The organism is Streptomyces albospinus (genome assembly GCF_014648695.1).
Lineage (GTDB): Bacteria > Actinomycetota > Actinomycetes > Streptomycetales > Streptomycetaceae > Streptomyces > Streptomyces albospinus.
In genome coordinates this window covers 57,584-82,799 of the sequence record NZ_BMRP01000007.1, presented here as the reverse complement: position 1 = coordinate 82,799, position 25,216 = coordinate 57,584, and the positions used below count along the sequence as shown (strand labels likewise).

Here is a 25,216-nt window from a genome sequence, read left to right as displayed (position 1 = left end):
GGTCACCCATTGGCACCGGCCCCGCTCGCGGCCGGGCGCCCCACGGACTTGCCTGGAGCGTGGCCGTAGTCCGCCGTTTCAGGAAGGACCGGGACGCGATGTCAGCGAGCGCACCCGTACGCGCCGACGGCCGGGTGACGGCGGCGCGGTGCCCTCCCGGGCAGCCGCCGCGCCGCGGACGCTCGCTGGCCGGCGGGGTGCTGCTGCTGGTCGGGACGCTGCTGCTGCCGCTGAGCCTGACCGCCGTATGGGCCCGCGCGGAACTCACCGACACCGACAGCTATGTGGCCGCGGTCGCCCCGCTCGCCGGGAATCGCGCCGTCCAGAACGCCATCGTCGACGACGTCACCAACGGCGTGATGCCCCACGTCCGGCTCGACGGGCTGCTCAAGGTCGTCCCGCGGGCCGAACGGCCCGCACTGCGGCGGAAGTTCACCCGCGGCATCCGCGAGTTCGTCGACAAACAGGTCCGCCAGGTCGTCACCGGCCGCACCTTTCCCTCCGTCTGGACCGGTGTGCACCGCACCGCGCACCAGGCCCTGGACGGCACGCTGGCCACCTCGGTCGACTCTCCCGTCACCCTCGACCTCACCCCGGTGGTCGAACGCGTCAAACACCAGCTGAGCGGCAACGGCCTGGGCATCGACATCGCCCGCCGGATGCCCCGCACCGGAGCCTCGATCGTGCTGCTGAGATCGCCGGACGTGCCGCGGTTTCGCGCGGGGTTCCAGGTCGCGCGCACCGGGGCACTGGTGCTGCCGCCGGCCGCCGCGCTCTGCCTGCTGGCCGGGCTGTTGCTGGCCCGGCGCCGGCGCCGGGCGCTGATCTGCGCGGCGGGGGGCTGCACGGTGGCCTGCGCCCTGCTGGCCGCGGCGCTGGCGCTGGTCCGCACCCGGGTCCTGGACGCGCTGCCCGCCTCGGTCTCCAGGCCGGCCGCCGATGCGTACGCGGACGCGCTGACCGACCCGCTGCGCACCGGCGTGTGGTGCGCCATCGGCGGCGGAGCCCTTGTCTTCGCGATCGCCGCCGCGGGCCCGCTGACCACCCGCGTGCTCCGCTCACCCGCCTGACCTCCGGTTCCCAGCGGGCCCCCGTGACCGCGGCGACGGCGACCACCCCATCGAGGAGCAGAACCTCACCGACGAGCGGAACGCGCACCCCACCGAGCCCCTGTGCGCGGTGCGGGACACCTCCAACGCCCCCGTGAGGCCGTAGGAGTTGACGCGGAAGACGCTCCGCGGGCGGGCGGTCTCAGATCGCCAGGACGGTCTTCCCCTGCGCCCGTCCGGTGCGGCTCGCCGCCAGCTCCTCGGGGGCCTCCTCCAGCGGGACCTCGCGGCCCACGAGAACCGTCAGACGGCCCGCGTCGAGATGGCCGGCGAGGATGTCCAGCAGTTGCGGGGACGGGCGGTTGACGAAGTTGAAGCCGCGCAGATTGTGCTCGGTGAGCACATCGGCGTCGGCCGAGCCGATCAGTGAGACGGCCGTGCCGCCGTCCCGCACGGCCCGGGTCAGCTCGATGAATTCTTCCGGACCGCTGGTCATGTCGATCAGGACGTCCACCCCGTCCGGGTGCGCCGCCAGGACCTGATCGGCGACCGAGCCCGCGGTGTGGTCCACGGTCTCCGCGGCGCCCAGGGTCCGCATCAGCTCCGCCTTGGCGGGCCGCGCGGTGGCGATCACCTCGGCCCCGCGGCCGGCCGCGAGCTGGGTGGCGAAGGTGCCGACCCCGCCGGTCGCGCCGACGATCAGCACCCAGCGGCCCTCGCCGATCCGGGTCTCCTCGACGAGGTTGTAGGCGGTCATCCCGGCCGTCGGCACGGCGGCCGAGGTCGCGTAGGTGACGCTGCGGGCGGCCGGCCCGATGGAGTTCTCGTCGGCGACCGCGAGTTCGCAGTACGAGCCGCCGCCCTGCTCCGGCCGCTGGAACTGGCCGAACACCGGGTCGCCGACGGTGAACCGCCGTACGCCGGGCCCGACCGCGACCACCTCGCCCGCTCCGTCCGTCCCCATGACCAGAGGGAAGGCGGCCTTCACTGCGTCCCCGAACATGCCGTCGGCCAGCTTCCAGTCGACCGGGTTGAGTCCCGCGGCGGCCAGCCGCACCAGGACCTCCCCGGGCCCGGGCTCGGGCTGCGGCAGATCCATGAGCTGCGGCTGTTCACCGAATGCGCTGACTGCTACGGCTCTCATGCGGCGTTCCCTTCCACCCGTCCGAGGAGGCCGGGTGGATCGTAAGCACGGGGGTGGGGCCGGACGCGGCAGGACGGGAGGCGGTGCCCCGGAAGCAACTCTTACGGCCCCCGTCCCGTATCGGCCTGCCCACTCGATTGCCCGCATGACGGGACCGGTGGCGGACCGCGGGATTCAATGGCGCAATGATCCGGTTCGACTCCGTCACCAAGCGCTACCCCGACGGGACCACCGCCGTCGACAACCTCTCCTTCGAGGTCGGCGAGGGCGAGTTGGTGACCCTCGTCGGACCCTCGGGCTGCGGCAAGACGACGACCATGATGATGGTCAACAGGCTCATCGACCCCACCCAGGGCCGGATCTTCGTCGAGGACTCGGACATCGCCGGCGTCGATCCGGTCAAGCTCCGCCGCCGCATCGGCTATGTCATTCAGCAGACCGGTCTCTTTCCGCACCGCACCGTCCTCGACAACACCGCGACCGTGCCGTTCCTGACCGGCTGGAAGAGGTCCAGGGCGCGCGAGCGGGCCGCCGAACTCCTGGACCTGGTCGGGCTGGACCCCGCCGTCTACGGCTCGCGCTATCCCGACCAGCTCTCCGGCGGCCAGCGCCAGCGGGTCGGGGTGGCTCGCGCGCTGGCCGCCGACCCGCCCGTGCTGCTGATGGACGAGCCGTTCGGCGCGGTCGACCCGGTCGTCCGCGAGCGCCTCCAGAAGGAGTTCCTGCGGCTCCAGGCCACCATGCACAAGACGGTGCTGCTGGTCACCCATGACATCGAGGAGGCCATCCGGCTCGGTGACCGGATCGCGGTCTACGGACAGGGCCGCATCGAGCAGTACGACACCCCGGCGAGCGTGCTCGGCGCCCCCGCCACCCCGTACGTCGCCGAATTCGTCGGCACCGACCGGGCGTTGAAGCAGCTCTCGGTCACCGGTATCGACCGCGACGACCTGGAGCGCCCGCCGTTCGCCCGACTCGCCGAGCCCGCCGCCGAGGCGGTGACCCGGTTGCGGTCCGAGGGCGCGCGGTGGGCGGTGGTGCTGGACGGCGACGGCGCACTGCACGGCTGGGTGGGCACGGAGAAGCTGGCCGGCGCCGGCGGCACCGTCGCCGACCACGCCCGACGGATGGAGGCATGGGTCCCGGTGACGGGCACCCTCAAGGCGGCCTTCAGCGAGATGCTCAAGCATGACGCCGGCTGGATCGCGGTCCTGGACGGCCACCGGTTCCTGGGCGTGCTGACCCCCACCACCCTCCACGAAGCGCTGCGCCGCACCATCTCCCCGGACGAGCGGGGAGTGCCGCGGGGCCGCGCAGAGGTGGACTCCGTCCCGACGGAGTGAGGCGAGCCCACACGGCGTCGTACGGCAGGAACGTGGCGTTTCACGTGAAACATGAGGGATGGTGCCCTGTTTCACGTGAAACACCTGCATATCATTGACGTTTCACGTGAAACGCCACGCCGCCTCCGTCAGCTTTTCCTCAACAGCCCCTTCGACACGAGGTAGTTGTGTGCCACGTCTGCCGGAAGCCGTCGCCAGCTGTCGACCTGTTCGTTCAGGTTGGCCAGATCAGCAGTGGTCAGCACGGTGTTGAGGCGGTTCAGCGCGGCAACCGGGCGGGCGCTGCCGGCGCGGGCGCGATTGACGACGGGCACGACATAGTCGGCGTTCTGGAGCTTCTTGTCGTCGTCGAGGACCACCAGCCCGAACTGGTCCAGGGTCGCGTCGGTACTGGTGGTCAGCACCATCTGGTCCTGACCGTTCTGCACGGCCTGCTTCGCAGGGGTGGTGCCGACGCCCTTCGGGTCGACCGCGGTGATGTCGATCCCGTACGTCTTCCTCAACCCCGGTGCACAGAACGGCCGCTGGACACATTCGTCGCCCGCCGCCAGCCGGACCGGCAGCTTGGCGCGTCCCAGGTCGCTGAGGGTCTTGAGATGGTGCTCGGCGGCATACGCGGCGCTCACCGCGAAGGCGTTCTGGTCGACGGCCCGGCCCGCCGGGAGCACGGTCAGGCCGCGCGGGGTGGCCAGCCGGCGCAGTGCGGCCATGGTCTCGCCGAGGTCGGGGGAGGCGACCGGGGCGGCCTTCGGGCCATGCTCCTTGGCGTTGAGCCAGTCGGCGAGGGTGGCGGCGTACTCGGGCACGACATCGATCTGGCCGGACTCGACCGCGGGCTCGTACAGCTCGCGGTTGCCGACGGTGAGGATGTCCGTGTGGTAGCCGGCCCGGCGGAGCAGTGCCGCGTACATCTGGGCCAGCAGCTCGCTCTCGGTGAAGCCGGCCGAACCGACGGACAGATCACGGCTGTTGCCGGGCGAGGCGGTGATCGCGCCGCGGTTCTCCAACGACGGCCCGCCGGTGCACGCCGTCGGACCCACCAGCGCGATCAGCGCGGACAGTGCCGTCAGGACAGGGCTGCGGGCCGTGGGGAACGGGACGGACGTACGGGCCGGTCTCACCGGGTCCGCCCCCGCACCCACACCGGTGCGAACCGCTGCGCCAGCTCGAATGCGGCCTCCATCAGCAGCGCGAACACCGCGACCACCACCGCCCCGGCCACCACCTGCGGGGTACTGGCCAGGTTGAAGCCCGCGGTGATGATGCGGCCGAGCCCGCCGCCGCCGACCAGCGCGGCGAGTGTGGCGGTGGCGACGAGCTGCACGGCGGCGATCCGGACGCCGGTCAGGACGAGCGGAAAGGCGAGCGGCGCCTCGACGCGCCACACCAGCTGCGCCCCGGTCATCCCCATGCCCCGCGCGGCCCGCACCACGTCCTGGTCGACCTCTCGCATGCCGACGTACGCATTGGTCAGCAGCGGCGGAATGGCGAACAGCACCAGCGCGATGACCGTCGGCCACTGCTCGTGCCGCCCGATGGGCGTCAGCAGCAGCAGGACGAGAACGGCGAAGGTCGGCACCGCACGGCCGACGTTGGCGAGGTTGACCGCCAGCGCGCCGCCCCGCCCCAGATGCCCCAGCGTCAGCGCGATCGGCAGCGCGATCAGCGCGCTGATGGCGAGACAGGCGAAGGTCAGGACGAGATGCTGCTCCAGCCGGTGGCCGATGCCGTTCTCGCCGGACCAGTTGGCGGCGGTGGTCAGCCAGGACCAGACCGCCGGGAGGGTGTTCATGCCCGCCGCCCGGAGGCGGTGAGCAACCGCCTTCCACGTGCGGACCGGGGCCTCCGGACCACCCGCCGCCACGGGGTGAGCAGGCGTTCCGCAGCGAGCAGCAGCACGTCGAAGACCACCGCGATCAGTACGCAGAGCACGGACGCGGTCAGCACCTGCGCCTTGAAGAACGCGTTCATGCCCGCGTAGATGAGGTTGCCCAGCCCGCCGTAGCCGACGATCGCCCCGACCGTGGTCAGCGCGACCGCGGAGACCGTCGCGATCCGCAGCCCGGCCATCGCGGCGGGCACCGCCAGCGGCAGCTCCACCGTCAGCAGCTGCCGCATCGGCCCGTACCCCATGCCCCGGGCGGCCTCCTTGGCCTCGGCCGGGACGCCGTCCAGCCCGGCCAGGATGTTCCGGACGAGCAACGTGAGGGAGTAGAGGGCCAGTCCGACCACGACGAGGGTGGCGGAGAGCCCGTAGACCGGCAGCAGCAGCGAGAACATCGCCAGCGACGGGATCGTGTAGATGACGGTGGTGATGCCGAGCACCGGCCCGATCGTCCAGCGCCGGCGCCGGGCCAGCAGCGCCAGCGGGAGGGCGATCACCAGCCCGAGCGCCACCGAGACCACCGTCAGCTGGACGTGCTGCCCGACCGCGTCGAGCAGGATCTGCCGGCGGGTGCTCAGGTAGTCGCCGCAGATCCAGTCGTTACGGGCCAGGCAGTCGTCCGGCGGTGCGGTCACGGTAGAAGTCCACCCCGGGCCGGGCGGGGTGTCGCGCGGGGTGCGTCCGATCGGGCTGCCGCCGAACTCGCGGCACCTATCCACCCCACCTATACACATGGTGTGTACTATCTATGTATAGCCGCTGAAGCCCGTACGGCCACAGGTCGGCGCAGCGGGCCACGGTTCGTCCGCCCGCTTCGCCGTGCCCGAAAGCGCAGGTCACGGACGTGCGCGCCGCACCCACGTCCGCGGAGTCCCGCAGAAAGCCCGCACGAACCCGAGACGAGACCAGGAAAGACATCCCATGCCGAAGCAGATATCCGCGGCCCGCCGCACCTCCCTCGCCGGGCTGCTGACGGCCACCTCCCTGGTCCTGGCCCTCAACGGCTGCGCCTCGTACGACGTCACCGCGCCGGCCGACGCACGGGCCGACGCCCCGGCCGCCGACAGCAGGGCCCAGGACGCGAAGGCCCGGGGCGCGGACAGCGGCGGCGACGTCGACTGCCGCAAGGCCAAGTGCGTGGCGCTCACCTTCGACGCCGGCCCCAGCGAGAACACCAACCGCCTGCTGGACATCCTCAAGGAGAACAAGGCCCACGCGACCTTCTTCATGCTCGGCAAGAACCACATCGCCGAGCGCCCCGCCGAGGTGAAGCGGATCGACGCCGAGGGCCACGAGCTGGCCAACCACACCTGGTCGCACCAGATCCTCACCAAGATCAAGCCGGACGAGGCCAGGCGCGAGCTGTCCCGCGTCCAGGACGCGGTACGCAAGATCACCGGCAAGACCCCCAAGCTGATGCGTCCGCCGCAGGGCAGGACCGACGAAGAGGTCTCCAAGATCAGCAAGGACCTCGGCCTGGCTCAGGTCCTCTGGAGCGTGACCGCCAAGGACTACCAGACCAATGACTCGGCCCTGATCACCAAGCGGGTCCTCGACCAGACCGAGCGCGACGGCATCATCCTGCTGCACGACATCTACAAGGGCACCGTGCCGGCCGTCCCCGGCATCCTCAAGGAACTGAAGAAGCGCGGCTACACGGTCGTCACGGTCTCCCAGCTGCTGTCCCCGGCGAAGCCGGAGCCGGGGATAGTCTACCGGCCCTGAGCGGGGCCCCGTTGGGGCGGGGCGTACGGCCGCACTCAGGGGACGGCCGTACACGGAAAGGGGGCGCCGGACCGTGCCGGCGCCCCCTTTCGCGCGGTGCCGCGCGCTACGGCCTGCGCATCACCCCTGCGGGCTCTCCGCCTCAACCCGCTTGTGCGCCTTGTCATCTGCGGGCTGCTGCTCCTTGGACGGCATGCTCCTCGCCTGGCCCGGCGCCGGCTTCTGCGGCGTGGCCGCCTCCGTGTCCTGCGGGAACGTCAACTGCTGGCTCTGCCACTCCAGGGCCGGTACGACCTCGCGGCGCCAGGTCCCGAACTGGTGGCTGCCGTGCGGCAGGATGATGGAGTCGATCGTCATCGGCGGCTTCGCCGCCTGGATGAACTTCATGGTCTCGCCGTAGTCCGACTCGCCCTGGCGGCTGCTGGCCACCAGCGCGGAGATCTGCGGCGCGGGCAGGTTCTGCAACCGCCACAGCAGGTCGTGCTCGCGCTCGCGCTGGGCGCCCGTCGGGCCGGGGCCGAAGAGGCTGCCGGTGGTGAGGTCGTCCTTGATCGCGTAGTCACCGGAGAGCGATACCGCCGAGGTGTACGCCTTCGGGTTGCGCATCGCCAGCTGGAGCGAGCAGGTGCCACCGGACGAGTACCCGAACGCGCCCCAGGCGCTGGGGTCGTGGCCGACCCGGTAAGCCGACTTCATGGCGTCCGGCAGGTCCTTGGTGAAGAACGTCTCGGCCTTGGGTCCGCCCGGCACATCCACGCACTCGGTGTCCCGCGGCGGCGCGATCGTCGGCCGGACCATCACGATCACCGTCGGCTGCATCTTGCCCTCGGCGATCAACCGGCCCGCATTCTGCGGAATCTGGAGATGCTGGGCGAGATTCATGATTCCGCCCGGATAGCCGCTGATAACGACCATGACGGGGAACCGCTGCCGGTGGAACTGCTGCTGGAAATACTGCGGCGGCAAATACACAAAGCCCGGGTTAATGGCCCGTGTACGCCGGCCGACGATCCGCACGGACTCGACCTTGCCCACCTTGTCGGCGGGACCCTTCGGCAGCCCGGTGACCCGGTCGAGGCCCTGTGGGCCTGCCGGTTGGACCAGTCCGCCCTTGATGTTCCCGACCGTGGCGTACTGCCCGTCCCCCTGGCTCACCGAGGCCGGGGCCTGGTCGTTGTTGCCCAGCAGCTCGTCCCAGTTGCCGTAGAACTCGAAGTTCGCATTCACGGCGAGGGCGAGCGCGGCCACGATCGACACCTGGGTAACCAGGATGGCTCCCAGCCTGCCCAGCACCTGCCGCCACCCGTTCCGCGACAACCGCGGCCAGAGCCACACGGTCGCGGCCACACACGCCACCGCCAGCACGACCACCGTGATTTCGAGCGACTGACTGGTCAGCCCCATGCGCCCACATCTCCCGTCACCCTCGAAAGGGTTCTTGCCTTCTTACCGGCCGCCCCCCGAGGCACAACGGGCGGCTCAGGACAATGGTCACCGGAGAAGACGAGCCCATCGGGGAATCGGATACCTGCACGAGTTATTTCTTACCGACCTCTTGCCCGTTCGTTTCTCCGGCGTGATGTGTGCGAACGGGGCAGGCACGTACGTACGAGATCGAAGATCCACGCACGTGTTTCACGTGAAACGCGACACCGGCGACCACGGCGGCCGGTGGCACCGATCGCCCTCGGCGCCGATACCGGTGGGTCACCGAGCGGGCAGACGAACTGCGGCCCCCGCCCGGGCAGTTGAAGCTACGGCCCCGGCGCGCAACAGCACCCAGGTGACAACACCGACAAATTCACTGCCCCTCGCATTGAACGCCCCATACGCCACTACCGCACCACACAAGGGGTCAAGTCCAGCCAGAGGAACGATCGCAACCGTCCCTTATCAACGATCAAGTGTCATTTCCCCAAAGGTCGATCCCGCTATTTCCCCCGCGCACCGCGCTCTTTCCCTGCCTTCGATGCGCTGGCCGAAACCACCTCCCCGCACAACACCCCCGTATGGCCCACCATGCGAGGCGCGGGTTCCCACGAAGAGACCGGTGCAGGCCGCTACCCTTACGTATCCGTCCTGGTCAGGGACATGTCCGTGCTTCACGGACATTCGCCGCACCCACCACACGCAAGAGAGGTCCGCCGATGGGCATTCGGAGTCTGCTGCGCAACGCTTTCGGTCGCTCCAAGGCGACCCGCGAGGAATCCGGCGCGGCCCGGAGCGGTGCCGACAAGCCGGAATCGGCAACGATCCCGGAGGCGCGCGAGGAGTCCACCCCGGCCCCGACCCCCCGCGCTCCTGAGGCCGAGGTCCCGGCGGCCCGTACGGCACCGGGCGAGACCCCCGAACCGGCGCCGCTGCCGGCGACGGCCACACTCCCGGCACAGGGAAGCCCGGTTGACCGTGCGCCGGAGCCTTCGGTGCGCGAGAAGGCCGTCGTACGGGACGAGCCGGCCGTCGAGCCGGAGGCGACGGAGCCGGCCGAAGAGACCGCGGACAAGACCGAGGCCGGGGAAGCGACGAAGGAAGCGACGGGGGAGACGGCCGAGGACGAGGCCGCATCCGACCTCGTCAGCCGGGCTTTCGACAACCCGGCGCCGGTCGCGCCGGTGGAGACGGCACAGGCCGAGGACGAGACCAAGACCGAGGCTGAGGATCGCGTCGAGAACGCGGTCAAGGACGAGCCGAAGCCGGAGGAAGAGGCCGCGGCAGCGGCAGAGCCGGCGAAGGCCGAAGAGGCCGCGGAGGACAAGGCCGAGGCCACGGCTGAGGCGGAGCCTCAGGCAGAGGCTGCGGCAGAGGTAGTGGTCGCGGCTGCCGAAGCCTCCGAGGACGCTCCCGCGGCGGAACCGGTCGCCGAGCCCGCCGCAGCGGACACCGAGGCCGCCGCCACGGCCGCGTCGGAGGCTCCTGCCCCCAGCGCCTCGCACCCCCTCGCCGCCACCGCCCCCGCGCTCCTCCCCCTCTACGACTCCGCCGCAGCCACCCTGGAGAAGCACCAGCTCGCCTCCCAGCGCGCCACCGTCTACCTCGTCCTCGACCGCTCCGGCTCGATGCGCAACTACTACAAGGACGGCACGGTCCAGCACCTCGCCGAGCAGGCACTCGCCCTCTCCGCCCACTTCGACGAGAAGACCACCGTTCCGGTCGTCTTCTTCTCGACCGACGTCGACGGCACCGCCGACCTCGACCTCACCGGCTACGAGGGCCGCATCGAGGAACTGCACTCCGGTCTGGGCCACATGGGGCGTACCAACTACCACTGGGCGATCGAGTCCGTCGTGGAGCACTACAAGAAGTCCGGCTCCACGGACCCCGCGTTCGTCATCTTCCAGACCGACGGCGCGCCGACCTCCAAGCCGGCCGCCGAGCGGGCGCTGTGCGAGGCGGCCGGGCTGCCCGTCTTCTGGCAGTTCATCGGCTTCGGTGACCCGGAGGCCAAGGGCTTCGACTTCCTCCGGAAGCTCGACGACCTGACCGTCCCGGAGAAGCGCGCCGTCGACAACGCCGGCTTCTTCCACGCCGGCCGCGACCCCCGCAGCCTCTCCCACGACGCGTTCTACCAGCAGCTGATGGTCGAGTTCCCCGAGTGGCTCACCGAGGCCCGTACCGCCGGCGTCCTCAAGGACAACTGAACCGCCACTCAGGCGTCCCACCGGCCGCGGCCGGGCCCCACCGGGCCCGCCCGCGGCCGGCGCCGTTTCCCCGCACAGCACCGGCCCCGCACCGCGCCGCGCCCGCACAACGGGCGAGTCCCCACCCCCTTACCTACGCTGAAGAGATGGAGCGCTCCGTTTGATCCAGTTGTGAGGCGGGTCGTGATGAGGCACCCGAGCGGCGAAGGTGAAGAGGGCAGCGCCGGAGCTCTTCCGGGTGCCGGCACCGGTACCCCTGGCGGTGCTCCGCCGGGCGAGCCCGATCCCCGTCGGTGGTGGGGGCTCGGCGTGATCGCGATGGCGCAGTTGATGGTGGTGCTGGACGCGACCATCGTGAACATCGCGCTGCCGTCGGCGCAGCAGGCTCTGGGGATCTCCGATACGAACCGGCAGTGGGTGATCACCGCGTACACCCTCGCGTTCGGCGGATTGCTGCTGCTGGGCGGGCGGATCGCCGATCTGGTGGGGCGGAAGCGGACGTTCATGGTCGGGCTGGTGGGTTTCGCGCTCGCGTCGGGAATCGGGGGTGCGGCCACGGGGCCGGGGATGCTGTTCGGGGCGCGGGCCCTACAGGGAGCCTTCGGGGCGCTGCTGGCGCCGTCCGCGCTGTCACTGCTGACGACGACCTTCACGCGGGGGCGGGAGCGCAGCAAGGCGTTCGGGGTGTACGGGGCGATTGCGGGCGGGGGTGCGGCGATCGGGCTGCTCGCCGGCGGGCTGCTGACCGAGTACGTGAATTGGCGCTGGTGCCTGTACGTGAACGTGCCGGTCGCGGTGGTCGCCTGGATCGGTGCGGCCGTCCTCCTGCGCGACCGGGGTGGCCGCGGGCGGGTGCAGCTGGACGTACCGGGCGTGGCGCTCGGGTGCGGTGGTCTGGTCGCGATCGTCTACGGGTGCAGCGAGGCGGCACCCCGGGGATGGGGGAACGGCCTGGTCGTCGGCATGCTGGTGTGGGGGGCGACGCTGCTGGGCGCCTTCGCCTGGTGGCAGACCCGGGCGCAGCACCCCCTGCTGCCCTTGCAGGTCGTACGGGACCGGAATCGCGGCGGTGCGTTTCTGACCATGGCACTGGCCGTGATCGCGATGTTCGGGATGTTTCTGTTCCTGACCTACTACTTGCAGATCGTCCTCGGGTATTCGCCGATCAAGGCAGGGCTGGCGTTTCTGCCGATGACGGCGGCCATCGTCGTCGCATCGACGCAGATCTCGGCGCGACTGCTGCACCGGCTGGCGCCGCGGCTGCTCATGGTGCCGGGTGCGCTGCTCGCGGCGACGGGGCTGTTCACCCTGCGGTTCCTGACCGCGACGCCTGCGTACGCCTCGCATGTCCTGCCCGCCGAGCTCCTGGTCGGCCTGGGCATGGGGCTGATCTTCATGCCGGTGATGGCGACGGCGACGGCCGGGGTGGCCCCGCAGGACGCCGGGGTCACATCGGCGACGGTCAACACCGCGCAGCAGGTGGGGGGTTCGATCGGTACGGCGCTGCTGAACACCATCGCGGCGTCGACGAGTGCGACGTATATCGCCGGTCATCTGGCACACGCAGCCCGGCGCACCGGGCGGCTCGGGCTGGATCCGTCGACGCGGGCCGGGATCATCAAGGACGGGGTGGTGCACGGGTTCACCACGGCGATCGGGGTGGGGTCGGGGATCATGCTGCTGGCCGCGGTCGTCGCCGGCGTGGTGGTCAACGGGAAGGCGCCGCGGCGCGGGCCGGTACGGACGGCGGACGGCGCGGAGTCGGCGGGGGCGGGAGTGTGAGCGTCCCCTGAGCGGCGAGGCACGCAGTGGACCGGTGGCCGCGGCCACCGGTCCGTTTCACGTGAAACACGCCGTACCTGCCGCTTGCGGTGCACGTGACGATGGGGATGCGGGGGTGCGTTTCACGTGAAACGGAGCAGGTCCGGAATCCCCGTCGGTTCCCGGCCTCGGCGCCCCGTCCGCCCCCGAAAATCCCCTCGCAGCCGCCACCATCCCGTCCAGTACGATATTGACGTTCCGTAAAGCAAATCCTCACTCACCGTAGCGACTTGGGAGCAGCCGGCAATGGCTCGACACCTCATCACCAGCGCCCTTCCGTACATCAACGGGATCAAGCACCTGGGCAACATGGTGGGGTCCATGCTCCCGGCCGATGTGTATGCCCGGTATATGCGGCAGCGCGGGCACGACGTGCTCTACATCTGCGCGACGGACGAGCACGGGACGCCGGCCGAGCTGGCGGCGAACGACGCGGGGCAGTCGGTCGACGTCTTCTGTGCGGAGCAGCACCACAAGCAGAAGGCGATCTACGACGGCTTCGGGTTGGAGTTCGACTACTTCGGGCGCAGCTCGTCGCCGGAGAACGTGGAGCTGACCCAGCACTTCGCGCGCAAGCTCCACGAGAACGGCTTCATCGAGGAGCGGGCGATCCGCCAGGTCTACTCGAACGCCGACGGCCGCTTCCTGCCGGACCGCTACATCGTCGGCACCTGCCCGCACTGCGGCTACGACAAGGCCCGCGGCGACCAGTGCGAGAACTGCACCCGGGTCCTCGACCCGACCGACCTGATCGACGCGCGGTCGGCGATCAGCGGCAGCGGTGATCTGGAGGTCCGCGAGACCAAGCACCTCTTCCTGCTCCAGTCGAAGCTCCAGCACGAGGTCGAGGGCTGGCTGGCTGGCAACGGCAGCAAGGAGTGGCCGACCCTCGCCTCCTCCATCGCGCACAAGTGGCTGACCGAGGGGCTCCAGGACCGGGCGATCACCCGCGACCTCGACTGGGGCGTCCCGGTGCCGGCCGATGTGTGGCCGGAGCTGGCCGCGGAGGGCAAGGTCTTCTACGTCTGGTTCGACGCGCCGATCGAGTACATCGGCTCGACGAAGGAGTGGGCGGACCAGGCGCCGGAGGAGCGCGACTGGAAGTCGTGGTGGTACGAGGCCGACGACGTCCGGTACACGGAATTCATGGCCAAGGACAATGTGCCGTTCCACAGCGTGATGTTCCCGGCGACGCAGCTGGGGACCCGCGAGCCGTGGAAGAAGGTCGACTTCCTGAAGGCGTTCAACTGGCTCAACTACTACGGCGGGAAGTTCTCGACGTCGCAGAAGCGGGGCGTCTTCACGGACGCGGCGCTGGAGCTGCTGCCGGCCGACTACTGGCGCTACTTCCTGATGGCCAACGCGCCGGAGTCGGACGACACCTCCTTCACCTGGGAGCTGTTCTCGTCCTCGGTCAACAAGGACCTGGCGGACACGCTCGGCAACTTCGTCAACCGCGTGCTGTCGTTCTCCCGCAAGCGGTTCGGCGACGAGGTGCCGGCGGGCGCCGAGGCCGGGGCCGCCGAGCAGAAGCTGGGCGAGGAGATCGCCGGCCTGCTGGCGGAGTACGAGGGCCACATGGAGGCGCTCCAGTTCCGCAAGGCGTCGGCCTCGCTGCGCGCCCTGTGGAGCGCGGGCAACTCCTACCTGGAGGAGAAGGCCCCGTGGCTGGAGATCAAGACCGACAAGGACGCGGCGGCGCTGACGCTGCGGACCGCGATGAACCTGATCCACCTCTACGCGGTGGTCTCCGAGCCGTTCATTCCGGCGTCGGCCAAGGCCATGCGGAGCGCGTTCGCCCTGGAGAACGACACCGCCCGATGGGTCTCGCAGGACGAGGCGAAGGCGCTGGCGGCCGTCCCCGCCGGGACGCCGTTCACGGTGCCGCCGGTGCTGTTCGCGAAGATCACCGAGGATGATCTGGCGGCGTACCGGGAGCGGTTCGGCGGCGGGGACCAGTAGGCCGCACCCCGAGCATGTGCGACGCCCCCGGGCCGGGTTCGGTCCGGGGGCGTCGTCGTGTGTGCGGCCGGTGGGCGAAGGGGCCCGGAACCGAGCGGTTCCGGGCCCCTCCTCAGCTCCTCGGCGTCACTTCGTCGGCTTGTACGGCGTCGGCTTCGCGGGGCCCGTGCGGATGCTCAGGTGCAGCTCCTTGAGGCGCGCCTCGTCGACCTCGCTCGGGGCGCCCATGAGGAGGTCCTGGGCGTTGCCGTTGAGCGGGAAGGCGATGGTCTCGCGGATGTTGGGCTCGTCGGCCAGCAGCATCACGATGCGGTCGACGCCGGGGGCGATGCCACCGTGCGGCGGGGCGCCGAACTTGAAGGCGCGGAGCATGCCGCCGAACTCGGCCTCGACGGTCTCCTTGTCGTAACCGGCGATGGCGAACGCCTTGTACATGACGTCCGGCTCGTGGTTGCGGATCGCGCCGGAGGACAGCTCGGTGCCGTTGCAGACGATGTCGTACTGCCAGGCGAGGATGTCCAGCGGGTCCTTGGTCTCCAGCGCCTCCAGACCGCCCTGCGGCATGGAGAACGGGTTGTGGGAGAACTCGATCTGGCCGGTGTCCGCGTTCTTCTCGAACATCGGGAAGTCGACGATCCAGCAGAACCGGAACTCGTCCTCGACGAAGTGGCCGGCGCGCTTGGCGGCCTCGACACGGACCGCGCCCATGATCTTGGAGACCTCGTCGAACTCGCCGGCGCCGAAGAACACCGCGTGGCCGGGCTTGAGGTCCAGGGCCACGACCAGCGCCTTGATGTCCTCGTCGGTGAGGAACTTGGCGATCGGGCCGGTCAGCGCGTTGCTTTCGCCGACGCGGACCCAGGCCAGGCCCTTGGCGCCCTGCTGGACGGCGAAGTCGCCCAGCTGGTCGAAGAACTTCCGCGGCTGGTCAGCGGTGTCCGGCACGGCCAGGGCGCGCACGTGCTTGCCGGCGAACGCCTTGAAGCCGGAGTTCTCGAAGACGTCGGAGACGTCCACCAGCTCCAGCTCGGCGCGCAGGTCCGGCTTGTCGGAGCCGTACTTGAGCATCGCCTCGCGGAACGGGATGCGCGGGAAGGGCGAGGTGACCGTGCGGCTGTTGCCGAACTCCGTGAAGAGCTCGGTCATCAGCTTCTCGACGGGCTGGAAGACGTCCTCCTGCTCGACGAAGCTCATCTCGATGTCGAGCTGGTAGAACTCGCCCGGCGAGCGGTCCGCGCGGGCGTCCTCGTCGCGGAAGCACGGCGCGATCTGGAAGTAGCGGTCGAAGCCGGCGATCATCAGCAGCTGCTTGAACTGCTGCGGGGCCTGCGGCAGCGCGTAGAACTTGCCGGCGTGCAGGCGGGAGGGGACCAGGAAGTCGCGGGCGCCCTCGGGGGAGGTCGCGGACAGGATCGGGGTCGCCATCTCGTTGAAGCCGAGGGCCACCATCTTGTGGCGGATGGCGGAGATCACGGCGGTGCGCAGCATGATGTTGCGGTGCATGCGCTCGCGACGCAGGTCGAGGAAGCGGTATTCGAGCCGCTTCTCCTCGTTGACGCCGTCTTCCGCGTTGATGGTGAACGGGATCTGCTCGGCGGAGCCGAGCACCTCGACCTCGGTGACCTCGATCTCGATCTCACCGGTCGGCAGATCGGGGTTCACGTTGTCGGCGCCGCGCGCGCTGACCTTGCCGTCGATCCGGACGACGGATTCCTTGGTCAGCGAGCCGAGCGCTTCGTTGGCGGGGGTGCCGGGACGGGCGACGAGCTGCACGAGACCGTAGTGGTCGCGCAGATCGATGAAGAGGATGCCGCCCAGGTCACGTCGATTGTGCAGCCAGCCGCTGAGGCGGACGTCGGTGTCGACGTCCGCGGCTCGGAGCTCGCCGCAGTTATGGGACCGGTACCGATGCATCGCTCATCCAAGTCGTCGCGAGTCGAGGTGGGGAGCTGTCGGGAGAGAAGGGGCGACACGAGACTCGAACGCCCGATCGATCGCCTTGTGGATCACCCGAAGACCACCCCAGGAATGGCATAACCGCTCCAGGTTACCGCCCGGCCCCTATGACCTGGTTGACATATCCCCATCAGGCCCTCTCCGACGTGAGACCGGGCACCCCTGCTGCGACGACGGTCACGTCCGGCTCGTTGGCCGGGCTTCGGCAAACCCACATAAAGTGATGCAATGCGCACCGAGGATCTCCTGGCCGCCATCGCGACCGGCCTGTGGCGCTGGGACAACGCATCGGGCCGGGTGACCCTCGACGCCGAAGCGGCCCGGCTCCTCGGGCTTCCCGCCGAGCCGGTGGAGCTGACCGAGGCCGCGGTGCGGTCCCGTTTTCATCCCGTGGACTTCGCCGAGATCAACGGCGTCGTCCAGCTCGCCGTCTCCGAAGGAACCCTCGCCGAGGCCCGGCTGCGCATCGTCGACGAGCGCGGGCGGGTGCTGCGCATCGTCCGCACCCGCTCCCGGCCCCGGATCGTCAACGGCGACTTCGATCTGGTGGGCACCCTCCAGGAAGTCCCCGAACCGCAGCCCGGCACGTCCGCGGCGCACACCCCGATCACCGGCGACTGGCGCCGCTCGCGCGAGGCGTTCCTCCTGGACGCGGGCCGGGCGCTGGCCGAGGCGCGGTCGACCGCCGAGGTCCTGCGGGTCGCGGCCGGACTGTCCATGCCGGGGTTCATGCCGGACGGCCTGGCGGTCTTCGGCATCGAGGGCGACCGGCTCTCGGTCATCGGCCACCACGGCCACCGCCCCGGCGACGAGCGGCCGTTCTCCGGCATGACGTTGGAGACCGAATATCCGGCGGCCGAGGTCATCCGGACCGGCCGGGCCATCTACCTCCCCACCCCCGAGGAGTACCGGCGCCGCTACCCCTCCACCTGGCCGCTGGCCGCCCGCTTCCGGCGGACCTCGTGGGCGTTTCTGCCGCTGGTCAACGCGGGCCGCACGATCGGCGCCTGGATGGCCGGCTTCGCCCAGCCGGTCGCCTTCACACCCGACGAGCGCTCGGTGCTGACCACCGTCGCCCGGATGCTGGCGCAAGCGCTGGCCAGGGCCGGTGTGCAGGAGTCGCAGCACGAGCTGGCGGTGGGGTTGCAGCGCAGCATGATGCCGACGGTGCAGCCCGACATCCCGGGGATGACGGTCGCGGCCCGCTATGTGCCGACCGGTGGCGGGCTGGAGGTCGGCGGCGACTGGTACGACATGATCCCGCTGCCGTCCGGCCGGATCGCGCTGGTCATCGGGGACGTCCAGGGGCACGACGTACGGGCCGCGGGCCTGATGGGGCAGTTGCGGATCGCGCTGCGCGCCTACGCCTCCGAGGGCCACCACCCCGACGCGGTCCTCTCCCGCGCCTCGCGCTTTCTCGCCGGGATCAACGAGACCGAGCTCCGGGGCCACGGTGAGGACCAGCGCTTCGCAACCTGCCTGTACGTCGAGGTGGACCCGGCCACCGGGCTGCTGGACATCGCGCGGGCCGGCCACCCCGACCCGGCGATCCGGATGGCCGACGGCACGATGCTGGTCCGGCCCACCGCGGGCGGGCTGCCGCTCGGCATCGACCCGGACACCGACTACCCCACCACCCGGCTCGTCCTGGAACCCGGCGAGACCATGCTGGTGTGCACCGACGGGCTGATCGAGACCGGTGGGCACGACCTGGAGACCGGCTGGGCCAGGCTGCGCGACATCTTCGAAGGACATGACGCAGGAGCAGAGGAGACCGGCGGTGAGAGTCTGGAGCGGCTCGCCGACACCCTCGTCCAGGCCGTGCACGGCCCGTCCTCGCACCACACCACCGGGCCGCTGGTGGACCGCCGCGAGGACGACATCGCCGTCCTGCTGCTCTCCCGCCACGGCGGCAGCTGCGGGGTGGGCACCGGCGGGCGGCTCGCGCAACAGCCCGTACGGCGGACTGTGTTCTCCGTCGCCCAGGCCGAGCCGGAACGGATAGCCGAAGCACGCCGGCAGCTCCGCGCGGTGCTGCACGACTGGGCCGACCCGGACCAGGTCGACTCGGCGGTGCTGATGGTCTCCGAGATGGTCACCAACGTGCTGATGCACACCGACGGGGACGCGCTGCTGGTCGCCGAGATCTCCGGTGAGCGCGGCGGCCGGCGCATCCGGGTCGACGTCGCCGACGGGAGCGATGAGCTGCCGCACCGCCGCAGGCCCGGCGAACTGGCGTCCTCGGGGCGGGGTCTGGTGCTGATGGAGCTGCTGGCCGCCGCGTGGGGAGTGGACCCGCGCGGGGACGGCAAGTCGACCTGGTTCGAGCTCTACGAGGACGCCGGAGCGGTGGCGGAGCCGTCCGGCCCGGTGTCATCGGGTCCGGAGGAGCCGGTGCCGGAGTCCGCCGCGTAGCCCTTGCGCAGCTCGTGGAGCACACCGGAGGCGGCTGCGGTCAGCGGTACGGACAGCAGCATGCCGAGAATGCCGGCGACGCTCGCACCTGCCGTGATCGCCAGCATGACCACTGCCGGGTGCATCTGCACCGTGCGGCTCTGGATCATCGGCTGGAGCACATGGCCTTCCAGCACCTGTACGGCGACGACCACGCCGAGCGCCCAGAGCGCGATCACGATGCCGCGGTCCGCGAACGCCACCAGGATCGCCACCGCACCGGAGATGAACGCGCCGAGGTAGGGGATATACGCGCCGACGAAGACCAGCGCGCCCAGGCCGAGGGCGCCCGGCACCTGGAGGATCAGCAGTCCGACGGTGATGCAGATGGCGTCGATCAGCGCGATGACGGTGGTGCCGCGCATAAAGCCCTCGATGGACTGGAAGCCACGCCGGGCCATCCGCTCCAGCTGCGGCGCCGAGTCGCCCGGCGCCCAGTCATGCAGCGCGCGGACGGCCTTGTCCGAGTCCCGCAGGAAGAAGAACGTCAGCAGCAGGGCCAGCACCGCCGCGGCGATGAACTGGCCGACGATGCTGACACCGGCCAGCAGCCCCGAGGCCGCGGTGCCGCCGAACTTGGTGACCAGGGTCTTGGCGTTGGTGGCGAGGTCGCTGAGCGAGTTGCCGGCCATGCCGAAGTGCTTGGACAGGTCCGAGGCGGCGTCCTTGAGCGACGCGAGGATCTGGTCACCGGTGTCGACCAGCGCGCTGACCACGATGTATCCGGCGCCGCCGACCACGACCACCAGCACGGCGCAGGTCAGCCCGGCCGCCAGCGAACGGTTGAGTTTCATCGACACCAGCTGCCGGTAGAGCGGCCCGAGCAGCGCGCTGCCGAGCAGCGCCAGCAGGACGGGCGTGACTGCGGCGCTCAGCTCGACACAGAGCCACACCCCGACGCCCAGCACGGCCGCGACCAGGAGCACCGCCGCGCACCAGGCCGCGGCCCGGCGGGCCTCGATCGGCAGCAGCGGCTGCCTGTCGTGCGGCGGCCGGCCGGGCTCGGCGCCGCTCCGGTCTTGATCCGAGTCGTTTCGCACCTCGACAGTCCACCACGCCTGTGCGGCAGTTGACGGGCATGGGGCGCGGTGGCAGCGGTACCGGCGCACCGCGCACGGGCCGGCGTTTCACGTGAAACACGCGTGCGGGGGCGGCGTTTCACGTGAAACGCCGCCCCCGACTCCCTTCCGCGGCGGGCCGCTCAGCGCGCGTCGGCGGGTATCGTTCCAAGCCGTCCGGCCTGGAAGTCCTCGAAAGCCTGGGCCAGTTCGGCGTGGGTGTTCATGACGAACGGGCCGTAGTGCATCATCGGCTCGCGGATCGGCAGCCCGCCCAGCAGCACGACCTCGAAGTTCGGGCTGCGCGACTCCTGACTCTCGTCCGCCCGGATCGTGATCGCGTCTCCCGCTCCGAAGACGACCGCCTGGCCCATGTGGAAGGGGCGGCCTTCCGCACCGGCCGTACCGCGGCCGGCCAGGGCATAGGCAAGGGCGTTGAAGTCCGTGCGCCAGGGGAGCGTCACCTCGGCGCCCGGGTTCACCGTCACATGCATCATCGTGATCGGAGTGTGGGTCACGCCCGGCCCCCGGTGGCCGTCGAGGTCACCGGCGATCAGCCGCAACAGCGCGCCGCCGTCGTCGGAGGTCAGCAGCTTCACCTGGCCGCCGCCGATGTCCTGGTAGCGCGGCGCCATCATCTTGTCGCTCTTCGGCAGGTTCACCCACAGCTGGAGGCCATGGAAGAGGCCGCCGGACATGACCAGCGACTCCGGCGGCGCCTCGATGTGCAGCAGGCCGGAGCCCGCCGTCATCCACTGGGTGTCGCCGTCGTTGATGACGCCCCCGCCACCGTGCGAGTCGCGGTGCACGAACGTGCCGTCGATCAGATACGTGGCCGCTCGGAGCGGTGGCGACGGTCAGCACGGGCCGGGTGTGCACGCCGGCGGGTGCGGCCACCCGCGGCAGGGTCAACGGGTTCTCTACGGTCACAGCGGGCATGACGGCCTCCTCGATCGTTCGCGATTCAATAAGTTAGTTGAATCCTGAACAACATGCAAGGCGTGCGGCATTCCCACATGCGCCGTATTGCTGTTTCCGCAGGTCGGACGGGAGTGAAAAAAGGTGAAGTACAGAGAGTCGGGGTCAGCCGTACATGCGCCGCATGGCGAAGTCGACCATCTGCTCCACAGCCTTGGCATCGAAGACCATCCGGTGGTCGCCCTCCATGTCGAGGACGAAGCCGTAGCCGGTGGGCAGCAGATCGAGCACCTCGGCGCCGGTGATCACGAAGTACTTGGACTCCTTGCCCGCGTACCGGCGCAGCTCCTTGAGCGAGGTGAACATCGGGATCACCGGCTGCTGGGTGTTGTGCAGCGCCAGGAAGCCCGGGTTGTCACCGCGCGGGCAGTAGACCTTCGACGTCGAGAAGATGCCCTGGAAGTCCTCGGCCGACATCGAGCCGGTGGTGAAGGCGCGCACCGCGTCGGCGAGGGAGGGCGGGGACGGCTCGGGATAGAGCGGCTGCTCGCCGTAGCCCCCGGGGGCCGGTTGCTGCGGCGGGGGCGGCGGAGCTCCGTACTGCTGCTGCCCGGCACCCGCGTTCTGGTCGTAGCCGTACATGCGCCACAGCGTACTGATTCGGGGATTGCGCGGGGGACGCTCGTCACAGATCGGCCGTTAGGGGTTGCTTCTTATTACCCGCGGGTAGCATCATCATGACTACTTGCAGGTATTGCGTATCGAGGTCCCTTCCTCGCATCGAGGTCCGTCCTCGCACAGAGGCCCTCCCGAACCCTTACGGAGCCGTACCCATGGGGCACTACAAGTCGAATCTCCGCGACATCGAGTTCAACCTCTTCGAGGTGCTCGGCCGTGACAGCGTGTACGGCACCGGACCGTTCGCGGAGATGGACGTCGACACCGCCAAGAGCGTGCTGTCCGAGATCGCCCGGCTGTCGGAGAACGAGCTGGCCGATTCGTACGCGGACGCCGACCGGAATCCCCCGGTCTTCGACCCGGACACCAACACCGCGCCGGTCCCGGACACCTTCAAGAAGAGCTACCAGGCCTACATGGACGCCGAGTGGTGGCGCCTGGGCGTCCCGGAGGAGATCGGCGGCACCACCACGCCGCGCTCGCTGCTGTGGGCCTTCGCCGAGTCCATCCTGGGCTCGAACCCGGCGGTGTGGATGTACGCCTCCGGCCCGGCCTTCGCCGGTGTGCTCTTCGAGGAGGGTACCGAGCAGCAGAAGCACATCGCGAAGCTCGCCACGGAGAAGGCCTGGGGCTCCACGATGGTACTGACCGAGCCCGACGCCGGCTCGGACGTCGGTGCCGGACGCACCAAGGCCGTCAAGCAGGAGGACGGCTCCTGGCACATCGAGGGCGTGAAGCGCTTCATCACGTCCGGTGAGCACGACATGACGGACAACATCCTCCACTACGTCCTCGCCCGCCCCGAGGGCCACGGCCCCGGCACCAAGGGCCTGTCGCTCTTCCTCGTGCCGAAGTACGAGTTCGACTTCGAGACCGGCGAGCTGGGCGAGCGCAACGGCGTCTACGCCACCAACGTCGAGCACAAGATGGGCCTCAAGGCGTCCAACACCTGTGAGATGACCTTCGGCGACCGCCACCCCGCCAAGGGCTGGCTGATCGGCGAGAAGCACGACGGCATCCGCCAGATGTTCCGGATCATCGAGTTCGCCCGGATGATGGTCGGCACGAAGGCCATCGCCACCCTCTCGACCGGCTACCTGAACGCCCTGGAGTACGCCAAGGAGCGCGTGCAGGGCCCGGATCTGGCCGCGTTCACCGACAAGGCCGCGCCGCGCGTCACCATCACCCACCACCCCGACGTGCGCCGCTCGCTGATGACGCAGAAGGCGTACGCCGAGGGCATGCGCGCCCTGGTGCTGTACACCGCGACGGTCCAGGACGAGATCCTCATCAAGGAGGCCGCCGGCGAGGACGCCTCCGCCGAGAACGCGCTGAACGACCTGCTGCTGCCGATCGTCAAGGGCTACGGCTCGGAGAAGTCCTACGAGCAGCTGGCCCAGTCGCTCCAGACCTTCGGCGGCTCCGGCTACCTCCAGGAGTACCCGATCGAGCAGTACATCCGGGACTCCAAGATCGACACCCTCTACGAGGGCACCACCGCCATCCAGGGGCAGGACTTCTTCTTCCGGAAGATCGTCCGCAACCAGGGCGCGGCGCTGACCCAGCTCTCGGACACGATCAAGAAGTTCCTGGCCGACGCCGAGGGCGGCGCGGAGCTGGAGCAGGCCCGCGGCGAGCTGGCCAAGGCCGCCGCCGACCTGGAGGCGATCGTCGGCGCCATGCTGACCGACCTCGCCGCCACGGAGAAGGACGTCAAGTCCATCTACAAGGTCGGTCTGAACACCACCCGCCTGCTGATGGCCTCCGGTGACGTCGTCATCGGCTACCTGCTCCTCAAGGGCGCGGCAGTGGCGGCCGGGAAGCTGGCCGGTGCGTCCTCGAAGGACAAGCCGTTCTACGAGGGCAAGATCGCCGCCGCGAAGTTCTTCGCGCACAACGTCCTGCCGGGCGTCGCGGTGCAGCGCGGGCTGGCCGAGTCCGTCGACCAGTCGCTGATGGAGCTCGACGAGGCCGCGTTCTGAGCGACGCTCCCTCACGTCCCGACGGTCCGGGGCCTGTTCCCGGACCGTCACGCCTTTCTTAGAGAGCTCTCAGAATCGGCGACCAGACTGATGGCTGCCCGCCTCCCTTCCCCCGAGGAGGCGGGCGTCGTCGTTCCGGGCCGGATGAGGCGGACGAGCCGGCTGGGGCCGGTGCGCCCGGCCAGAAACGGAATCGTTCGCTCCAGTGGGGTCGGCGGCCTGGAATGCGGAAATCGTGGCCGGAAGGCAACGGAGTCGCGCCCCCGGGGCACGGGGAATAGCGGACTTCGCTCCTTATGCTGAATCCATGACCAACTCCACCCGCTTCGACCGCGGCCACACCGACGACCTGATGTCCTTCCTCGCCGCCAGCCCGTCGCCCTACCACGCGGTGGCGAACGCGGCGGAGCGGCTGGAGAAGGCCGGCTTCCGGCAGGTGGCGGAGACCGACGAGTGGGGCGGCGAGAGCGGCGGCAAGTACGTGCTGCGCGGCGGCGCCATCATCGCGTGGTACGTCCCCGAGGGCGCAACTCCCGCGACCCCGTACCGCATCGTCGGAGCGCACACCGACTCGCCCAATCTGCGCGTCAAGCCGATCCCGGACACCGGGGCCCGCGGCTGGCGGCAGATCGCCGTCGAGATCTACGGCGGCACGCTGCTCAACACCTGGCTCGACCGCGATCTGGGGCTCAGCGGCCGGGTGACGCTGCGCGACGGCAGCCACCGGCTGGTCAACGTGGACCGGCCGCTGCTGCGAGTGCCGCAGCTCGCCGTCCACCTGGACCGCTCGGTGAACACCGACGGGCTCAAGCTCGACAAGCAGCGCCATATGACGCCGATCTGGGGCCTGGGCGAGGTCGCCGAGGGCGATCTGATCGCGTTCGTGGCGGAGGAGACCGGGGTCCCGGCGGAGGACATCAAGGGCTGGGACCTGATGGTGCACAGCGTTGAGCCCCCCGCCTATCTGGGGCGCGACCGCGAACTGGTCGCCGGGCCGCGGATGGACAACCTGCTGTCCGTGCACGCCGGTACGGCCGCGCTCGCCGCTGCGGCAGCCGCCGGCAGCAGCCTGACCGGCATCCCGGTGCTGGCCGCCTTCGACCACGAGGAGAACGGCAGCCAGTCGGACACCGGCGCCGACGGCCCGCTGCTCGGCACGGTGCTGGAGCGCTCGGTCTTCGCCCGCGGCGGTAGGTACGAGGACCGGGCGCGGGCCTTCGCCGGCACCGTCTGCCTGTCGTCCGACACCGGTCACGCCGTCCACCCCAACTACAGCGAGCGGCACGACCCCGGGCACCACCCGATGCCCAACGGCGGGCCGATCCTCAAGGTGAACGTCAACCAGCGGTATGCGACGGACGGCAGCGGGCGGGCCGTCTTCGCGGCGGCGTGCGAGCGGGCCGGCGTGCCGTGGCAGTCGTTCGTGTCCAACAACGCGATGCCGTGCGGCACGACGATCGGGCCGATCACCGCGGCCCGGCACGGCATCGCGACCGTCGACATCGGCGTGGCGATCCTGTCCATGCACTCGGCCCGCGAGCTGTGCGGCGCCCAGGACCCGTATCTGCTGGCGAACGCCCTGACGGCCTTCCTGGAGGGCTGA

Annotated in this window: 17 protein-coding genes and 1 pseudogene; 9 read left to right on the top strand and 9 right to left on the bottom strand. The window is 70.2% G+C overall.

The annotated features are described in order from the left end of the window. The first annotated feature begins 98 nt into the window (after positions 1 to 98). Positions 99 to 1,070 carry a hypothetical protein gene (locus IEZ17_RS12230; RefSeq protein ID WP_189299409.1) on the top strand — a complete coding sequence of 324 codons (972 nt, stop codon included), beginning with the start codon at positions 99 to 101 and terminating at the stop codon, positions 1,068 to 1,070. 181 nt (positions 1,071 to 1,251) lie between these two features. On the opposite strand, the gene IEZ17_RS12225 is transcribed toward IEZ17_RS12230, so the two are convergent. Then, positions 1,252 to 2,193 (bottom strand): NADP-dependent oxidoreductase, encoded by a 942-nt coding sequence (locus IEZ17_RS12225; protein ID WP_229852180.1) that lies wholly within the window; start codon positions 2,191 to 2,193, stop codon positions 1,252 to 1,254. Between the two features lie 185 nt (positions 2,194 to 2,378). Here IEZ17_RS12225 and IEZ17_RS12220 point away from each other — a divergent pair, with 185 nt between their 5' ends. Further along, positions 2,379 to 3,536 (top strand): betaine/proline/choline family ABC transporter ATP-binding protein, encoded by a 1,158-nt coding sequence (locus IEZ17_RS12220; RefSeq protein WP_189299407.1) that lies wholly within the window; start codon positions 2,379 to 2,381, stop codon positions 3,534 to 3,536. A 128-nt stretch (positions 3,537 to 3,664) separates the two neighbouring features. Here the strand turns inward: IEZ17_RS12220 and IEZ17_RS12215 are convergent, their stop codons facing one another. Genes IEZ17_RS12215 through IEZ17_RS12205 form a run of 3 tightly spaced genes read right to left on the bottom strand, consistent with a single transcriptional unit; the run spans position 3,665 to position 6,056 of the window. Next, a complete protein-coding gene (locus IEZ17_RS12215) occupies positions 3,665 to 4,657 on the bottom strand; it encodes an ABC transporter substrate-binding protein (protein WP_189299405.1) in 993 nt (330 codons plus the stop codon). Further along, positions 4,654 to 5,328 carry an ABC transporter permease gene (locus IEZ17_RS12210; protein ID WP_189299403.1) on the bottom strand — a complete coding sequence of 225 codons (675 nt, stop codon included), beginning with the start codon at positions 5,326 to 5,328 and terminating at the stop codon, positions 4,654 to 4,656. The genes IEZ17_RS12215 and IEZ17_RS12210 overlap by 4 nt, the downstream gene beginning before the upstream one ends. Further along, complete coding sequence (locus IEZ17_RS12205) at positions 5,325 to 6,056, bottom strand: ABC transporter permease (RefSeq protein ID WP_189299401.1); 732 nt, start codon at positions 6,054 to 6,056, stop codon at positions 5,325 to 5,327. Before IEZ17_RS12205 ends, IEZ17_RS12210 begins: the two co-directional genes overlap by 4 nt. A gap of 286 nt (positions 6,057 to 6,342) precedes the next feature. Between IEZ17_RS12205 and IEZ17_RS12200 the strand changes: the two genes are divergently transcribed. Next, positions 6,343 to 7,146: a polysaccharide deacetylase family protein gene (locus tag IEZ17_RS12200; protein WP_189299399.1), complete on the top strand. Its 804-nt coding sequence runs from the start codon at positions 6,343 to 6,345 to the stop codon at positions 7,144 to 7,146. Between the two features lie 120 nt (positions 7,147 to 7,266). On the opposite strand, the gene IEZ17_RS12195 is transcribed toward IEZ17_RS12200, so the two are convergent. Further along, positions 7,267 to 8,550 (bottom strand): alpha/beta hydrolase, encoded by a 1,284-nt coding sequence (locus IEZ17_RS12195; RefSeq protein ID WP_189299397.1) that lies wholly within the window; start codon positions 8,548 to 8,550, stop codon positions 7,267 to 7,269. Between the two features lie 743 nt (positions 8,551 to 9,293). Here IEZ17_RS12195 and IEZ17_RS12190 point away from each other — a divergent pair. The 3 genes from IEZ17_RS12190 (at position 9,294) to metG (ending at position 14,567) form a co-directional block, all read left to right on the top strand. After that, complete coding sequence (locus tag IEZ17_RS12190) at positions 9,294 to 10,784, top strand: vWA domain-containing protein (RefSeq protein WP_189299395.1); 1,491 nt, start codon at positions 9,294 to 9,296, stop codon at positions 10,782 to 10,784. Positions 10,785 to 10,970: 186 nt separating this feature from the next. Next, positions 10,971 to 12,566: an MFS transporter gene (locus IEZ17_RS12185; RefSeq protein ID WP_189299393.1), complete on the top strand. Its 1,596-nt coding sequence runs from the start codon at positions 10,971 to 10,973 to the stop codon at positions 12,564 to 12,566. A 285-nt stretch (positions 12,567 to 12,851) separates the two neighbouring features. Beyond that, a complete protein-coding gene (metG, locus tag IEZ17_RS12180) occupies positions 12,852 to 14,567 on the top strand; it encodes a methionine--tRNA ligase (protein ID WP_189299391.1) in 1,716 nt (571 codons plus the stop codon). A 126-nt stretch (positions 14,568 to 14,693) separates the two neighbouring features. Here metG and aspS read toward each other — a convergent pair whose 3' ends face one another. Further along, positions 14,694 to 16,481, bottom strand: a complete 1,788-nt coding sequence (gene aspS, locus IEZ17_RS12175) for an aspartate--tRNA ligase (RefSeq protein ID WP_189299389.1) — start codon at positions 16,479 to 16,481, stop codon at positions 14,694 to 14,696. A gap of 270 nt (positions 16,482 to 16,751) precedes the next feature. Here aspS and IEZ17_RS12170 point away from each other — a divergent pair, with 270 nt between their 5' ends. Next, the gene (locus IEZ17_RS12170) at positions 16,752 to 18,938 is read left to right on the top strand and encodes an ATP-binding SpoIIE family protein phosphatase (RefSeq protein WP_189299387.1); all 2,187 of its coding nucleotides are present in this window, start codon (positions 16,752 to 16,754) and stop codon (positions 18,936 to 18,938) included. On the opposite strand, the gene IEZ17_RS12165 is transcribed toward IEZ17_RS12170, so the two are convergent. The 3 genes and pseudogenes from IEZ17_RS12165 to IEZ17_RS12155 all read right to left on the bottom strand — a co-directional run bounded on the left by IEZ17_RS12165 (position 18,854) and on the right by IEZ17_RS12155 (position 21,595). Further along, the gene (locus tag IEZ17_RS12165) at positions 18,854 to 20,017 is read right to left on the bottom strand and encodes an AI-2E family transporter (RefSeq protein ID WP_189299385.1); all 1,164 of its coding nucleotides are present in this window, start codon (positions 20,015 to 20,017) and stop codon (positions 18,854 to 18,856) included. The genes IEZ17_RS12170 and IEZ17_RS12165 overlap by 85 nt on opposite strands. Positions 20,018 to 20,178: 161 nt before the next feature. Beyond that, positions 20,179 to 20,974: pseudogene (locus IEZ17_RS12160) on the bottom strand (pirin family protein). A 144-nt stretch (positions 20,975 to 21,118) separates the two neighbouring features. Then, positions 21,119 to 21,595: an SseB family protein gene (locus IEZ17_RS12155; RefSeq protein WP_043265151.1), complete on the bottom strand. Its 477-nt coding sequence runs from the start codon at positions 21,593 to 21,595 to the stop codon at positions 21,119 to 21,121. A gap of 191 nt (positions 21,596 to 21,786) precedes the next feature. Here IEZ17_RS12155 and IEZ17_RS12150 point away from each other — a divergent pair, with 191 nt between their 5' ends. Together IEZ17_RS12150 and IEZ17_RS12145 are read left to right on the top strand one after the other, a co-directional pair. Then, a complete protein-coding gene (locus tag IEZ17_RS12150) occupies positions 21,787 to 23,613 on the top strand; it encodes an acyl-CoA dehydrogenase (RefSeq protein ID WP_189299383.1) in 1,827 nt (608 codons plus the stop codon). Positions 23,614 to 23,920: 307 nt separating this feature from the next. After that, entirely contained in the window at positions 23,921 to 25,216 is a 1,296-nt protein-coding gene (locus IEZ17_RS12145; RefSeq protein WP_189299381.1) for a M18 family aminopeptidase, read from the top strand.

Bases quoted from the DNA above. Each gene is read 5' to 3' on its own strand.
- IEZ17_RS12210 (WP_189299403.1), bottom strand. From the start codon at position 5,328: ATGAACACCCTCCCGGCGGTCTGGTCCTGGCTGACCACCGCCGCCAAC.
- IEZ17_RS12220 (WP_189299407.1), top strand. From the start codon at position 2,379: ATGATCCGGTTCGACTCCGTCACCAAGCGCTACCCCGACGGGACCACC.
- IEZ17_RS12225 (WP_229852180.1), bottom strand. From the start codon at position 2,193: ATGAGAGCCGTAGCAGTCAGCGCATTCGGTGAACAGCCGCAGCTCATG.
- aspS (WP_189299389.1), bottom strand. From the start codon at position 16,481: ATGCATCGGTACCGGTCCCATAACTGCGGCGAGCTCCGAGCCGCGGAC.
- IEZ17_RS12200 (WP_189299399.1), top strand. From the start codon at position 6,343: ATGCCGAAGCAGATATCCGCGGCCCGCCGCACCTCCCTCGCCGGGCTG.
- metG (WP_189299391.1), top strand. From the start codon at position 12,852: ATGGCTCGACACCTCATCACCAGCGCCCTTCCGTACATCAACGGGATC.
- IEZ17_RS12185 (WP_189299393.1), top strand. From the start codon at position 10,971: ATGAGGCACCCGAGCGGCGAAGGTGAAGAGGGCAGCGCCGGAGCTCTT.
- IEZ17_RS12230 (WP_189299409.1), top strand. From the start codon at position 99: ATGTCAGCGAGCGCACCCGTACGCGCCGACGGCCGGGTGACGGCGGCG.
- IEZ17_RS12155 (WP_043265151.1), bottom strand. From the start codon at position 21,595: ATGTACGGCTACGACCAGAACGCGGGTGCCGGGCAGCAGCAGTACGGA.
- IEZ17_RS12195 (WP_189299397.1), bottom strand. From the start codon at position 8,550: ATGGGGCTGACCAGTCAGTCGCTCGAAATCACGGTGGTCGTGCTGGCG.
- IEZ17_RS12170 (WP_189299387.1), top strand. From the start codon at position 16,752: ATGCGCACCGAGGATCTCCTGGCCGCCATCGCGACCGGCCTGTGGCGC.
- IEZ17_RS12190 (WP_189299395.1), top strand. From the start codon at position 9,294: ATGGGCATTCGGAGTCTGCTGCGCAACGCTTTCGGTCGCTCCAAGGCG.
- IEZ17_RS12150 (WP_189299383.1), top strand. From the start codon at position 21,787: ATGGGGCACTACAAGTCGAATCTCCGCGACATCGAGTTCAACCTCTTC.
- IEZ17_RS12145 (WP_189299381.1), top strand. From the start codon at position 23,921: ATGACCAACTCCACCCGCTTCGACCGCGGCCACACCGACGACCTGATG.